Source organism: Sphingobacterium sp. HSC-15S19 (assembly GCF_050433745.1).
In the GTDB taxonomy this organism is placed as follows: domain Bacteria; phylum Bacteroidota; class Bacteroidia; order Sphingobacteriales; family Sphingobacteriaceae; genus Sphingobacterium; species Sphingobacterium siyangense.
Map to the genome: position 1 here is coordinate 15,699 of NZ_JBNPWQ010000023.1, position 14,761 is coordinate 30,459.

The window sequence follows — 14,761 nt, forward strand, 5'->3', positions numbered from 1 at the left end:
GTTAAACATTTAATTTAATCAGGCGTCATCAGCTTTTAAAAGCGGTTGGGTAAGGAAGAACACCATTTCCTTTTGGAACGACAAATGTATTAAAAAAATATTATAATATATCTGCCGTAAAGAAATATCCTTTTTGTCTTTTCATTCTATTACGCCAAATACCGCCTCTCAACGCCAAACCCTGCAACATTCACAAAGGCATTTGCTTCCGCTTATAATTTTAGGCTTCAAGCAAAATTCTAAACAAAATTATAGTATGAGTACACAGCAAAAAGACCTATCGTATTTCAGGTTACGACTGCAAGAATTATTAAACAGCAGCTTCCCTGAAAAGGCACACGACCAAAAGTTTATCGACCAACGTTCATCGTGGGCTGCCAATGCTTATGAGGTGGCTTTCCGTTCGGGAAACGTAGTTGAGCAATGCAACGAGATTGCCAATTATATCCTGTTTGAAAATCTGCATTTCTCCAAATTCGATACGGTTTTCCAAGTCGTATGCAATGAGTTTGATACCCTAATGGCAGACGAAGAACTACGACCGTTCGCTCTTAAAATGTTCACCGTCTGTGAGCCTGTTTTCTCCAACTATAAATTAACTGATGATTTCGCTTACACCTATGAGTTTGATGCTCTTTATACCGAAGTAACTGGAACCATTGCAATATGGATAGAGAAAAATGGGCTTCAGTAAAAAGCAACATCTCCAACAAAACATTGATGCCTTACGAATTGCTTTTAAACTGGAAAAGGAGAACCGTCAAGCCACCGTAGGCGAAAGACTGCTAATGATGCAATACAGCGGATTTGGCGGTCTTAAATTCGTGCTGAACCCCATAGCGGATGATATAGACATCAACCATTGGAGAAAAACCGAACATAACCTTTTCCCGATTGTGCAGGAACTCCACCAACTGCTAAAAGAAAATCCCCAAGACGAAAAGCAATACCGCAGGTACGTGGACAGTATGAAAAGCTCGGTACTAACCGCTTTTTATACACCACCGCAGGTGATAGATGCCATTTCGCAATCAATGCGTGATAAGGGTTTGCACATTGACAAGTTCCTTGAACCATCGGCAGGTATCGGATCATTTGTCGAATCCTTTGCAGGGAACGAAACCAAAGTTACAGCCTATGAAAAAGATGTGCTCACAGGAAAAATATTAAAACAGCTTTATCCCGAAAGCACTGTCCGTATAAGCGGTTTTGAAGAAATACCCGAAAAAGAACAAAACAGTTACGATGTTGTTGCCAGCAATATCCCTTTTGGCGATACTTCTGTTTTTGACCTTTCGTATTCTCGTAGTAAAGAGAGTGCAAAAGTTCAGGCTGCCCGAAGCATTCACAATTATTTCTTTCTGAAAGGTAACGATATGCTCCGTGAGGGCGGTTTACAGGCTTTTATTACCTCACAAGGGATTTTAAACAGTCCGAATAACGAGCCTATACGCAGAGCGTTGATGGAAAACAACGATTTGGTATCCGTAATTCGCTTACCCAATAATCTATTTACTGATTATGCAGGTACTGAGGTCGGCAGTGATCTTATCATTCTCCAAAAGAATACAGCAAAACAAAATCTGACCGAAAGAGAAGATTTATTTTGCCAAAGTACGAAAACAGGCTACGGTACGCCAAGCAATGCTTTGTTAGATAAAAGTGGACAAATTGTACATACACATTGGAAAGTAGCTACCGACCCTTACGGGCAACCTGCTTTAATCTATACACACAACAAGGGTGTTGAGGGCATTGCAAATAGCCTTGAACAGATGCTTTCCGATGATTTTGGAAAGCATTTAAACTTGTCTTTGTACAAAGAAAAACGGAATGATGAACCTATTGTTCAAATTCCGACACAGCCCATTGTTACACCTCCAGTTATTGAACGTGAAATTCAAGAGCGTGAAATCATTCAGCCGGAACAACATCGTTTAACACAATCAGCCATCATACTGGAAAGTCCGCAGGAATTAAAACAGTTAAGCATTTTCGACCTGTTTGAAAATGATGATGAAAACATAGCGGTTTTAACTCCACCAAAGAAAGCAACGAAATCTAAAAAGCAAACTACCAAAAAACAACGGGCTAACATTGGTCGCCAAATCGACCTGTTCAGTTCAGCAATGCAGCAACCTTATACGCCTTCAGTTTCCAATGGCTCGGTCAATAGAACCGTTCCACCCAACGGAACAAAACAGGAAATTATTCGCGATTTATTTTCGCAGTCTAACGGAAATGACCAGGCTGATAAACCAGCTATTTCCGTACCTGTTCTTGCAGCCATTCCTAAGCCTGCTCCGTATAGTGGCGAATTGCAATCGTTCCATCGTAACGATTGCCTTGTGGTTGATAATGGTTGGGTAGGTCATTTACAGGAAGTAGATAAAGTGGATAAAACTGCAATGTTCTACCCCTTGCAATTACCTTCTTTACAGAAAGCAAGAGCCGAAGCGTATATCGGAGTACGTGATATTTACCAACAGCTTTACAATAAAGAAGCGGAACTACAAACCGAACATAAGGCAGAAAGAGAAAATTTAAACCAACTGTACGATGCTTTTGTAAAAAGGTACGGTAGTCTGAACAGTGCCGATAATATCAAGCTGATTAAGACGGATAGTGCCGGAAAAGAAATCCCTTATTTGGAGCGTGTAAAAGGGAGTGTTATCCATAAAGCGGATATTTTCAGCCATCCTGTAAGTTTTTCCACGACAACATTAGCAACCGATAATCCCGAAGAAGCATTAGCATCCTCATTGAATAAATACGGAAGTGTTGATTTGGACTATATGTCCGAAATCAGCAGTATGTCCGCAGATGCCTTGAAAGATGCTCTGCACGGTCGTATTTTTTATAATCCCCTGCAAAGTGAATACGAAATTTCCGAACGCTGGATAGCCGGTAACGTGGTAGAAAAAGCACAGGAAATAATAGAATATGTAGAAAGCAATCCCGAAAATACCGAAGCAAAGCACAGCCTTATGGTATTGGAAGAAGCCCGACCAAGACGTATCGAATTTGAGGAACTGGACTTTAACCTTGGTGAACGCTGGATACCCACAGGTATTTATGCCAAATTTGCTTCGCACCTGTTCGATGCGGAAGTGAATATCCATTATTCCGACAGTTCCGATGATTTTTCCGTAATCTGTAATCGGGGCAATCAAAATATATGGGTAAAATATGCGGTAAAGGCTGAAAGCAGGACGTTTGATGGCGTTGCTCTGCTCAAACACGCTCTTGTCAATACGACGCCCGATATCACCAAAAAAGTCGAAATAGACGGCAAGGAAGTCAAAGTAAAGGATATGGAAGCCATACAGATGGCAAACACTAAGATTGACGAAATACGTACCGCTTTTACCGATTGGTTACACGCACAGAGCAATGAGTTTAAAAAAAGGCTAACCGACCAATACAATGATAAGTTTAATTGTTTTGTTCGCCCAAACTATGATGGAAGCCATCAGGAGTTTCCGGGATTAGACCGTAAAGCATTGGGCATTGAAGACCTGTACGGAAGTCAAAAAGATGCCGTATTGATGATTAAACTCAATAACGGTGCTATCTGCGATCACGAAGTAGGTACAGGAAAAACATTGATAATGTGTACGGCAGCACAGGAAATGAAGCGTTTGGGACTTGCTCATAAACCAATGATAATCGGGCTGAAAAGTAATGTGCACGAAATCGCCGAAGCCTATCGCACTGCCTATCCGCACGCTAAAATCCTCTTTCCGGGCAAAGAAGATTTTACACCGCAAAAACGCCTGCGAATTTTCGGAGATATTAAAAACAACGATTGGGACTGTGTGATTTTAACACACGACCAATTCGGTATGATACCGCAATCGCCAGAAATTCAAAAGGAAATCCTCGAAATAGAATTGGATAATGTGGAGCGAAACCTCGATGCGATGCAGTCGCAGGGAGCTGAAGTAACAAGAGGTATGCTTGCCGGGTCCATTAAACGGAAAGAAAACCTCGAAGTAAAGCTAAAGACTTTACAGCACGATATTGAAAATCGCAAAGATGATATTGTGGACTTTAAAATGATGGGCATAGACCATTTGTTTATCGACGAGAGCCACCAGTTTAAAAACCTGATGTTTAACACCCGTCACAGCCGTGTAGCTGGATTGGGTAACGTGGACGGTAGCCAAAAAGCGTTAAACCTGCTGTTTGCAATCAGAACCATACAGGAGCGTACCGATGCAGATATGGGTGCAACCTTTCTTTCGGGTACAACCATCAGCAATTCATTGACGGAATTGTACCTGCTCTTTAAATACCTGCGACCACGGGCATTGGAAAAACAAGGTATTAACTGTTTTGATGCGTGGGCAGCAATCTATGCCCGTAAAACGACCGATTATGAGTTTTCAGTTGCCAACAATATTGTGGCGAAAGAACGTTTTCGATACTTTATCAAAGTACCCGAGCTTGCACAGTTTTACTCGGAAATTACGGATTACCGTACTGCAAAGGATATTGGCATTGACCGACCTGTAAAAAACGAAATCCTGTACAACATTCCACCAACGCCCGACCAGGGCGTATTTATCAAAAAGTTGATGGAGTTTGCTAAAACAGGAAATGCAGTCTTGCTCGAACGACCGCCCTTATCTCCAACAGAAGAAAAAGCAAAGATGCTGATTGCTACGGACTATGCTCGTAAGATGTCATTAGATATGCGAATGGTAAGCGGAGCTTATGAAGATCATCCCGATAGCAAGGCTTCGCATTGTGCAGCTAATATTGCCAAGTATTACAACAAATTCAATGCACAGAAAGGAACGCAGTTCGTCTTTTCGGATTTGGGTACGTACAAACCTAACGAATGGAATGTGTACTCCGAAATCAAACGTAAGCTCGTGGAAGATCACGGTATACCTGCACACGAAGTACGCTTCATTCAGGAAGCCAAAACAGATAACCAACGCAAGGAGCTTATCAAAGGAATGAACGAGGGCAAAATCCGTGTGCTGTTCGGCTCAACGAGTATGCTCGGTACAGGTGTCAATGCACAGAAAAGAGCCGTTGCCATTCATCATTTAGATACACCGTGGCGACCAAGCGACCTTGCCCAGCGTGACGGTCGGGCAATCCGCAAAGGCAATGAGATTGCCAAGTTCTTTGCCGATAATAAAGTAGATGTAGTTATCTATGCCGTTGAAAAATCATTGGATAGTTATAAGTTTAATCTGCTCTTCAACAAACAGTTATTTATCGACCAATTAAAATCCAACAATCTCGGCAAGCGAACCATAGATGAAGGCAGTATGGACGAAAAATCGGGTATGAACTTCTCCGAGTATGTGGCAATCCTGTCGGGAAATACCGATCTGCTGGATAAAGCCAAAGTAGAAAAACAGATTGCCGGATTGGAAAGTGAAAAACAGGCGTTTAACCGTTCCAAGTCAAGTGCCAAATACAAGCTGGAAGATTTTACAGATGAACTGAGCAAAGCTCAATCCCGTTTGAACCGGATGAGTACAGACTGGGAAAACTTGCAGCAACGCCTACAAAAGCATTCAGACGGAACAATCGCAAATCCTGTGCTGTTGGATGGCTTACCGCCCAATGCAAACCCGAAACAAATCGGCACGAAACTTAATGAGATTGCGGATAGGGCTCGTACCGCAGGGCAATATGAAGAAATCGGCAGCTTGTACGGTTTTACGCTGTTGGTTAAAACTGAAATGTCTGAAAAAGAGGGGGCAGATATTAGGGTAAACCGTTTTTTGGTTCAGGGCGAGGGCAACATCAAATACACCTACAACAACGGTTTAATGGCGAAAGACCCTGAAACCGCAGCAATGAACTTTTTGAAGGCTTTAAAAAAGCTGCCGGGCTTTATTAAGCAGGAGCAGGAGAAAATTTCTGAAATACAAAAAGACCTGCCTATACTTCAGGAAGTGCTTAGCGGTACGTGGTCTAAGGAAAGCCGATTGAGCGAACTCAAAACGGAACTGGCTGCGGTAGAACGGAAGATACAGCTATCAATTACGCCGGAAACAAAAACAGATGCTCCGGAGCAGGAAGAAAAGAAGAAAGAAACCCCGACGGTTCAGGAAAGCATTGTGCGGGTAAAAGGTGTTCATATGCCCCGTGGTATATTGTAGTAATATAGCATACGGGCAAAATAAAAGGGAGGTGTTAGACCTCCCTTTTATTTTATCACTCCTGTACCAAATGCTGTAAATCGGGGTCATTCTTGATGCGTTCCATTTCACTTACAACAATATTTAGTATATCTGATTTTATCTGCTTGTAATTGGCTTCAATTTCCTGCTTCATTTTATCTTCACCCTGCTTATCAACAAAGGACAGGATTTCCGGTATTTTCTGATAGGCTTTTGTTTCGGCAGCAACTGTTTCATTATCTACCACAATTTCGGCGTGGAAAATCTTTTGCTCGATACGCTCGTCAAAGTTATCTGATACCGAACCTACGAACATCCCCTGCGTTAAGGTCGAAATTTTAGAGGCAGGTATCAGGCTATCCAACTGGGTAGATATAGAGGTAGATTTATCGTTTCGGTTGATGGTCATACTCTGGCGTTTCTGCAACACTTTACCGAAGCGTTCGGAAAGGCTCTTTGCCGTTTCGCCTACAACCTGCCCGCTGAAAACATTACCGACGGTATTCTGAATAACCTTGCTTTCCTTATCGCCGTAATCTCTTGTTAATTGCGAAAAGTCCTGAAAACCCAGACATACCGCCACCTTATTACTTCTCGCCGTTGCGATGAGATTGTCCAGTCCCCTAAAATAAATTGTGGGCAGCTCATCAATTATAACCGAACTCTTTAGCTGTCCTTTTTTATTGATGAGCTTTACAATCCTTGAATTGTACAAACCCAAAGCTGCCGAATATATATTTTGCCTGTCGGGATTGTTACCTACACATAAAATCTTAGGTTCATTCGGGTTATTAATGTCGAGCGTGAAGTCGTTGCCAGTCATTACCCAATAAAGCTGCGGGCTAATCATTCTTGATAGTGGAATTTTTGCAGATGCGATTTGACCTTGTAATTGGTCTTGTGCGCCGCCTTGCCACGCATCCATAAACGATGACAAATAATTTTCTAAATCGGGATAGGAAGTTAAAATCGTGAACACGTCCGAATACTTTTTATTCAGCAATTCGATGGCGTGCGGGAAAGTGCAATACTTCCCGTTTTCGTAGATTTTGAGATACCAAATAATGGCTGCAAGCAATATAATTGGGCTTTCCACGAAGAAATCCCCTTGCTTCAAAATCCACGACTTGTTAAGATTTAGCATTATCGTATATGCCGCTTCGTAGGCATCCGATATGTCCGTCATAAATTCGGGATTGAGTGGATTACAACGGTGGCTCTTGCGTGGGTCGTCGAAGTTTATCACGTAGAATTTGGGTTGTACTTCGTACTTATCCCGATGCTTCAGTAAGTGATTGTAGGCAATAGTAGAAAGGTCGTCGAACTTGAAATCGTAGATGTACATACTAAACCCTTTCTCTATCTGCTGCTTGATGTAGTTGTTTACAATTGCATAGCTCTTGCCCGAACCTGGTGTGCCCAACACAATCGAGGCTCGAAAAGGGTTCACGATGTTAATCCAACCGTTGTTCCATTTGTTTTTGTAAAAGAACTTTGTGGGTAGATTGACGGAATATTCGTTTTCCATCAGCTTTGTTTCCTGTTGGAAGCTCTCGTTTTCATTATTGAAAACGTCGTCCATCAGGTTGTTCTTTAATAGTCTGCTCATCCATACACCCGCCATCAGCAAAGCGATATAGCCTAACGATATAGTCAGGATATACAGGAACGTGCCTACTGCCGGGGATAGCTTTAGCAATGGTGTGTTCAGGAAAAACAGCACGAAACCGATACCCAAAGTCACGTAAATTTTAGTCCAGGTTATCTTCTCATTCTTTACGCCCTTAGTGCCTAAACAGCTTAAAGCGAGCAATACCAAAGCAAAGGCTTTGGTATATAGGGTATGTGAGAACAAACCCGCCGTTCTGTCGAAATTGCCTAAAATCTTGTTGATTACTTCCAGTGTCCAGCCACGTTCTAAAAAGAACCCGTAGCAGAACCAATAAAGGTGCATCAGTACCAATAGAATACTGACTGCCCGCATAAAAGCCATTATCTTGGCTAAGCCTCTTAAATCGTCCTCTCCCTGCATTATTTTGAGTTTTAATGTTCGGGCGTGAATTTAAAGTCTGTTCGGAATAGTTATAAGATTGTGGTAGTCTAAGGCAGTACGTGGCGGTATTTGGCTTAATCAGTGTATTTATTTAGGAGCGGATTTCATTAATGATTTATAGGAAGTAAGGAATGCGGACAAACTCTTGTATCCTACTTTGAATGCTACTTCTGTAAGGGTATATTTTTTAGTATCAATTAGTTCAATACTCTTCAAAATACGGGTAAGCTGTATATATTTCTGTATGGTTATCCCCGTTTCATTTTTAAAGATACGTTGTAAATTGCGTACCGACATATTCGCAATTTCTACATAATCTTCGACTTTAAACTCATATCTGAAATTTTCATTGATATGACTGCAAATCGGAATTAGTCGCTCGTCTGAAGGTACAGGGATTTCCAAAGCATTATTTTTCTGATAAAAATCTGGAAGGTTTTGCAAAATGGCTAATAAAAAGACTTTCTGATTATCATCTTCAATAAGTTGTTTATTCCACTTAGTTGCATAATTGAGCATTTCGTGTAAGACAATAGGAACACGGAAAATCTTTACGGAATTGTAAAATTGATTTTGCGGAATATACTTAAAGAGCAATACTGTCAGATTAACGGTTTCTGCTGATGATGATATGCGGTGTTTTATATTTGACGGTATCCATATTGCGTGATTTTGAGGTACAAAATAAACCTTATTCTCTATGTAAAAATACTGAAAACCCTCTGTAACATAGGATAGCTGATAACGTGCGTGAGAATGCTCGTAATCATCGTGTTTCCAGTTTTGTTGCTGCCATATATAAGCATCGCTTATAACATCATCTGAATAATTGCCAGGAGTTGTTTCCTTAAGACCACATTTTAGCATTGCGTTTTAAATACACTTTTTGGCAAAGCTAATAAAAACGAAATATTTAATTTTGCAATATTATTAGAAAAATTTCCTGTGCAATGAATAAAACAATCTCATTTTTAGTTTTCACGCTCTCCTTTTTATTATCAATCAACACTACTGCTATGGCTCAAAATAAGAAAACAAACATACTGGTGCTTATCCATTCTGATAATGGCGGCACTTATGAACTGGCAAAGAACATTACCGAAGGAATTGAGAAAAATAGCGATGCTAATGCTACTATAAAGTTGGTGAAAGCATCAGATAATGTCAAGTTGAAAGACATTCCCGTAGCCAACGTTGATGAATTAAGTTCCTACGATGGCATAGCTTTTGGCTCGCCTGTGTACTTCGGGAATATCAGTACGGCAATGAGCGAATTTTTATCAAAAACGGTAGATGTCTGGACAAAACACGAATTAGAAGGTATGCCTGCAACTGTTTTTATGTCTGCAGGAAGCGGAGCCGGAAAAGAACTGGCATTGCAATCTTTCTGGAATAGTCTGGCAGTACACGGTATGATACTGGTATCAAATGGTATTCGTGGATATGAAAACATAGAAAAAAATATACCGCAAGGGAACTCGGTGTTAGGTACAACTAGTCTGGCTTCCTTAAAAGATGTGACAAGACCAAGCAAAAGCGAGCGTTATCTTGCCAAATTACAGGGAGAAAATTTTGCTAAAGTTTCCACGGCATTAAAAGGAACTTTCAAACAAAAGTCAATCGAAACTAAATCTGCATACACAGTGGATATCAACGAGGTATTGAAACAGAAAAATATTGTTTTACCTGAATTACCAAAACCTGTAGGAAACTACGAGCTTTTTTCGCGTTCCGGGAATTTAGTATTTATCAATCAGGTTTCACTTAAAGACGGAAAGATTTTATATCCTGGAAAAGTCGGTATTGATGTTACTGAACAACAAGTAGAAGAAGCGACCAAAGTTACTATGCTCAACATTATTGCAATTTTGAAAGAGGCAGTGGGAGGCGATTTGAACAAAGTAAAAAAATGTGTGCAATTGATTGGCGTTTTTAATACTCCTGAAACATATACGCAGCACGCTATGTTGATGAATGCAGCTTCTGACCTGACAGTGGAAATATTCGGAGAAAAGGGAAAGCATACACGAAATACATCGGGGGCATATTCCTTACCAGTTGGTTCTTCTGTATCTATTCAGGCAATTTTTGAAGTTGAGTAGATAGCTGTTATACGCAGATAGATAATTATTGATAATGAGAAAAATAATTCTGATTACCATTCTTTCATTCACTATGTTGCAATATACTGTCTTTCAGAAAGGTCAGCGTAATGTTAAAGAACGAATCCAATATATTTTTAGTGAACTATAAAAGGAAGAATTACATTTTTTTCTTCCTTTTCTTCTTCATCTTGTTAGCAAAATCCTGTTCCTCATAATCCTCGCCCTGGGCTTCGGGTAGCAAACCGCCCAATGCTTCAATCAAACCATCTTCGTGTTTTTCCGTAGTTAAGAAGTCGAACAAATGGTGTGGTTCTTCCGCAGGAAGATCCGCATCATTTGATGTGGATAGTTTGGGGATTGGTACAGCAGCTTCTTTTATATCCGGTTTGATATTATTATTCCAGTAATCATTAAAGACATTGGCAGAAAGCTCCTTGTCTAAACGTGAACCGTTCCAAACTGCTTTGGAATTATGGTCTATGAATGTGATACCATAAATACGACCTGTATCGTTCTGTCGTACCACCACGTTAATGCCCTGTTCAATTAGCTGCTTTTTAAAACCCTGCTCGTCGCTCGTGGTTTTCAGGGCAACGGTAACGGCAGCTTTTAGGGTCTGCTTGCCTGGGTGGTCTTTCAAAGCCGTTTTGCATTTCGCAAAATGCAATTCCAAAGCCGGAAGCCCTGCGCTCTTTCCGAACAGGGAAGCCTTGAACGGATGCCCGGCTTTTTCGCCATTTTCATTTAAGGGGATGTACAGTAAACCCTGCCGCATCTTTTTGTGTAGTTCGCCCTCCACTTTTTCGGTAGTAATATTGAACAGGGATAGCAGGGCATTGTATTCGCCCAAAGTCTGGTACTGGTAATAGTTTGGCAGGTGACGAACAACCGAAGCGATTTGGCTCTTTACGTCGCCTGCCTTATAATCTATCGGGAGGAAAACATTGTCATTTTGGTTACGCTCTTTATCGGTTGCGGGTATCAATCCATGTTTCTGCTCCAGTTCACGGCACAGGTTCATAGACCGCATTTTCTCGAATTTGTCCGAAATCTTTTTGCCTTGTTCATCAACACAAACCGATACAATATGAATATGGCTTCGGTCAATATCAGTGTGCTTGAATACCACAAAAGGCTGTTCTTCATAACCCAGCTCCCGCATATACTGTTGTGCTATTTCCCGATATTTATCATCACTAACATTATCTTTCGGGTCGGGATTGAGTGAAATATGCAAAGTATGTTTCTCGGTTTTTTGATTTGCCAGAAGATAAGGAGCAAAAGATTGTGCCAATTGCGCAACGGAATATTGCCCGCTTGCCGTTTCAATAATCTTATTTGTAAACAAGATTTGTCCGTTTTCTTTCTCTACTTTTAGATTATTATATGCCAACGCACCGTACAAATTTGCACTTCTACCGATTTTTGCTATCATTTCTAAGGTTATTTTTTGAGGTATTTCTTGTCAAATTCCTCGGTTATTTCCAGCACTTTTTTAAACAGCTCAACCATTTCTGTCGTCTGCTTTTCTAATTTATACAGGTATGCCGATGCTTTTTTCTCCGAAAAGCTCTTGTACAATAGCTTTACAATCTGGTTATAATTGACACCAATAGAACGAAACTGACTGTGAAACGAAGTCAACCGCATATAGAAATCAACCGTTCCTTTGTCAATCTGAACGGACTTCATTTTGTTTCCGAACAGTTGTGTAATGATAAATTTTGCTTTGTTGGGCATTCCTGATCCTTCAAAAAGCGATAAAAATTTGGCGTTTTCTTCGTCCGTAAGACGAAAAACGTGACGGTGGGTACTTGGGTCAAGCTTTGGCTTACGACCGCCCTTATTTCGTTTGTTATTATTGCTCTCGTTCATCACTAATCCATTTTTTAATCCGTACAAAACCTCGACTTCGGAGAGTGTTTTTCAGCTCCCAGCAGGGCAAGTTGTTTTGAGACACGAACTCGGTTTCGAGTGCCTCAAAACACAACTTGCCGTGTTCTGTTGAACACAAAAATCCGCCCTGCGGGACGGATTGATTTTAACAGGGAAAAACGGCTCGATGCCGTGGCTGTTAAACTCCATTTTGTCCATTCGATTTTGCATAAATCCGTTAATAAAAATCATTATACAAAGTAAAGACCTGTTTTTGAAAGCATTGTACTGTGATACAGTGCCAAACAATGCCTTTGAACGCCAAACAATGCCACATTGAAAGAACTGCTTATTTATCTCTTTTTATTTGTACCAACAAAAGGATATAAGTGCATAAATAGTTATGCACGTAACAACCTAAGTATATAACTATCGAGGTAGATAGATAAAAAAACAAGTACATAGGAAAGTACATGTTCAGATACCTATCTGTGTAATTCTACATGTAGAGATGCAGGCACATCAGTAAATAGGTTTTTCGATACAAACTTACTTACCTGCACACCTACAGAGGTATGTGTTTAGGTGTATAGATACCTGCCTAAATATATCTGTATTGAGTAACATATCTATATGCAGAGATAAATAGGTAGCAGACTGCAAACATAGGCACCTACGCAAATAGGTAAATGAGTATATAAATAATTAAAAAAAAGTTAAAGAGATGAATGCAAAACACAAAACAGTTTTTATCGCCTTTTCTTCTCAAAAAGGTGGCGTAGGTAAGAGTACGTTTACAACACTTGCGGCAAGCATCCTGCATTATCGTTTGGGCTACAATGTAGCTGTATTTGATGCAGATTTTCCACAGCATAGCCTGTTGAAAATGAAAGAGCGTGATTTGAAAATGGTAATGGAAAACGAGGCTTTGAAAAAGCTGGCGTATAAACAGTTTACCACCATCAACAAAAAGGCGTACGAAATTATTCAGCACAGAGCGGATAGCGTACTGGAAGCAGCCAACGAATTTGTTGAGGCTTCTCCGGTTTCAATTGATGCTGTATTTTTTGACCTTCCGGGAACGGTAAACACGCCGGGTATTCTGAAAGCATTGGCGGGAATGCACCACATTTTTACGCCAATCACGGCAGATCGTGTAGTAATGGAAAGCACGCTCGTTTTCACACAGCTCTTGCAAGACGTGATTATGAAAAAAGGCGAAACGTCCATAAAAACGATCAACCTGTTCTGGAACCAGGTTGATGGCAGGGAGAGCACACCTTTATACGATGTGTATAACAACCTTATCAATGATTTGGGATTTAGCCTGATGCAAAGCCAAGTAAAAAACAGCACACGCTTTCGCAAAGAAAGCGAAGTGAACAGCAAAGCTATTTTTCGCTCAACGCTGATGCCTCCGGACGAAAGGTTGATGAACGCCTGCCAACTAGACCTTTTTATGAACGAATTTTTAAAAATCATTCAATTATAATCCCTATGGAAAAAGATAATAAGAAAAAAATTACTCCTGATATTGACGAGGAGCTAATGATGAACCTGATGGTTGACGGTGTAAAGAAAGAAGGGTTACAGCTTCCACCGGAACCTGAACCAAAAGCAACCGAAACTGTGGTCGTTAAGCCAAAGGAACTATCACAGGATAAACAGGCTGTCAAGGATAAGAGCCGTAGTAAGAGAACTTCTGAAATAGATTACGAAAATACATTTTTTAAGAAATCAGACACCAATGCCCGTGACGGAAAAACAGTTTATATCAGACCAGAATTTCATGAAAAATTGACACGAATCATACAGGTGATTGGCGAAGATAAGATTACTATTTATGCTTATTTGGACAACTTACTGGATTATCATTTTCAGGAATTTAGCGAACAGATTACCAAAAGTTATAACGACAAGTATAAACCTATTTAATAATTATGGAAACATTAATTGTAATATGCCTGCTGATAGTCATTGGGCTATTGTTGCATGATAAGATTGTTATCAAAAAGAGGTCGGAGCAAAAGCCGAAACAGGAAAAAGTCAATCCTAATCTTCCAGATATAATGGGGCAACCGAAACCTATAAGATGCCAATTAGTGCCAAACACCGCCACTGAACGCCAAATGGAGGACCTACAGTTTAATCCTGCTAATTTAGACATAGAATACGACGAGAATGAAAACTTAGGTATTCAAATTCCGCAGGAAGAACTGGATGAGGTTTTTAGTAATACGCCTGATTTTGAGGAAGAGGAAGAAGAATGGAACAGGTATGGAATATCCGGTGGCAATAATGGTTTAGCCCAAGGGGTTACTTTTGAAGAACTAAGCTCCGTGGGGGTATTGCTCCAAAAAGAAAAATTGGAAACAGCCCAAAAGGAAACAGCGATAGCTATAGTTCATAAAATACAGGGAACCGAATTATTCAGCCTACTGGAAAATTCCATGGACGGTGCATCCAGAAAAATTGCGGAGCTTTTGGATAGCACAATCATTTCTGAAACGGATGCCAGTTCTTCCACTTTGCGGAAAAGTGATTTGAATGATTTTGACATTGGGGAGTTTGTGTAA

The 14,761-nt window shown here is 40.4% G+C and carries 10 protein-coding genes and 1 riboswitch; of the genes, 6 read left to right on the forward strand and 4 right to left on the reverse strand.

The window, feature by feature from the left end; translation table 11 throughout:
* Positions 1 to 12 precede the first annotated feature (12 nt).
* Positions 13 to 79, reverse strand: a riboswitch (Fluoride riboswitch).
* Positions 80 to 256: 177 nt separating this feature from the next.
* On the forward strand, positions 257 to 694 hold the full coding sequence (locus tag L1283_RS18225; protein ID WP_038330892.1) for a DUF1896 domain-containing protein: 438 nt from the start codon (positions 257 to 259) through the stop codon (positions 692 to 694).
* Positions 681 to 6,131 (forward strand): N-6 DNA methylase, encoded by a 5,451-nt coding sequence (locus L1283_RS18230; protein WP_177766421.1) that lies wholly within the window; start codon positions 681 to 683, stop codon positions 6,129 to 6,131. Before L1283_RS18225 ends, L1283_RS18230 begins: the two co-directional genes overlap by 14 nt.
* Before the next feature lie 55 nt (positions 6,132 to 6,186).
* Here L1283_RS18230 and mobC read toward each other — a convergent pair whose 3' ends face one another.
* Together mobC and L1283_RS18240 are read right to left on the reverse strand one after the other, a co-directional pair.
* Entirely contained in the window at positions 6,187 to 8,184 is a 1,998-nt protein-coding gene (gene mobC, locus L1283_RS18235; protein WP_177766423.1) for a conjugal transfer protein MobC, read from the reverse strand.
* Between the two features lie 108 nt (positions 8,185 to 8,292).
* The gene (locus tag L1283_RS18240; protein WP_038330885.1) at positions 8,293 to 9,072 is read right to left on the reverse strand and encodes a helix-turn-helix domain-containing protein; all 780 of its coding nucleotides are present in this window, start codon (positions 9,070 to 9,072) and stop codon (positions 8,293 to 8,295) included.
* An 83-nt stretch (positions 9,073 to 9,155) separates the two neighbouring features.
* On the opposite strand from L1283_RS18240, the gene L1283_RS18245 reads away from it, so the two are divergent.
* Entirely contained in the window at positions 9,156 to 10,307 is a 1,152-nt protein-coding gene (locus tag L1283_RS18245) for an NAD(P)H:quinone oxidoreductase (RefSeq protein ID WP_065720163.1), read from the forward strand.
* 160 nt (positions 10,308 to 10,467) lie between these two features.
* Here the strand turns inward: L1283_RS18245 and L1283_RS18250 are convergent, their stop codons facing one another.
* A complete protein-coding gene (locus L1283_RS18250; protein WP_260031541.1) occupies positions 10,468 to 11,745 on the reverse strand; it encodes a relaxase/mobilization nuclease domain-containing protein in 1,278 nt (425 codons plus the stop codon).
* An 8-nt stretch (positions 11,746 to 11,753) separates the two neighbouring features.
* Positions 11,754 to 12,185 carry a conjugal transfer protein MobA gene (gene mobA / locus L1283_RS18255; RefSeq protein ID WP_038330878.1) on the reverse strand — a complete coding sequence of 144 codons (432 nt, stop codon included), beginning with the start codon at positions 12,183 to 12,185 and terminating at the stop codon, positions 11,754 to 11,756.
* Between the two features lie 724 nt (positions 12,186 to 12,909).
* Between mobA and L1283_RS18260 the strand changes: the two genes are divergently transcribed.
* Genes L1283_RS18260 through L1283_RS18270 form a run of 3 tightly spaced genes read left to right on the forward strand, consistent with a single transcriptional unit; the run spans position 12,910 to position 14,761 of the window.
* Positions 12,910 to 13,677, forward strand: a complete 768-nt coding sequence (locus L1283_RS18260; RefSeq protein ID WP_038330876.1) for a ParA family protein — start codon at positions 12,910 to 12,912, stop codon at positions 13,675 to 13,677.
* 5 nt (positions 13,678 to 13,682) lie between these two features.
* Positions 13,683 to 14,120, forward strand: a complete 438-nt coding sequence (locus L1283_RS18265) for a DUF3408 domain-containing protein (protein ID WP_038330874.1) — start codon at positions 13,683 to 13,685, stop codon at positions 14,118 to 14,120.
* Positions 14,121 to 14,125: 5 nt separating this feature from the next.
* Entirely contained in the window at positions 14,126 to 14,761 is a 636-nt protein-coding gene (locus L1283_RS18270; protein ID WP_260031539.1) for a conjugal transfer protein TraD, read from the forward strand.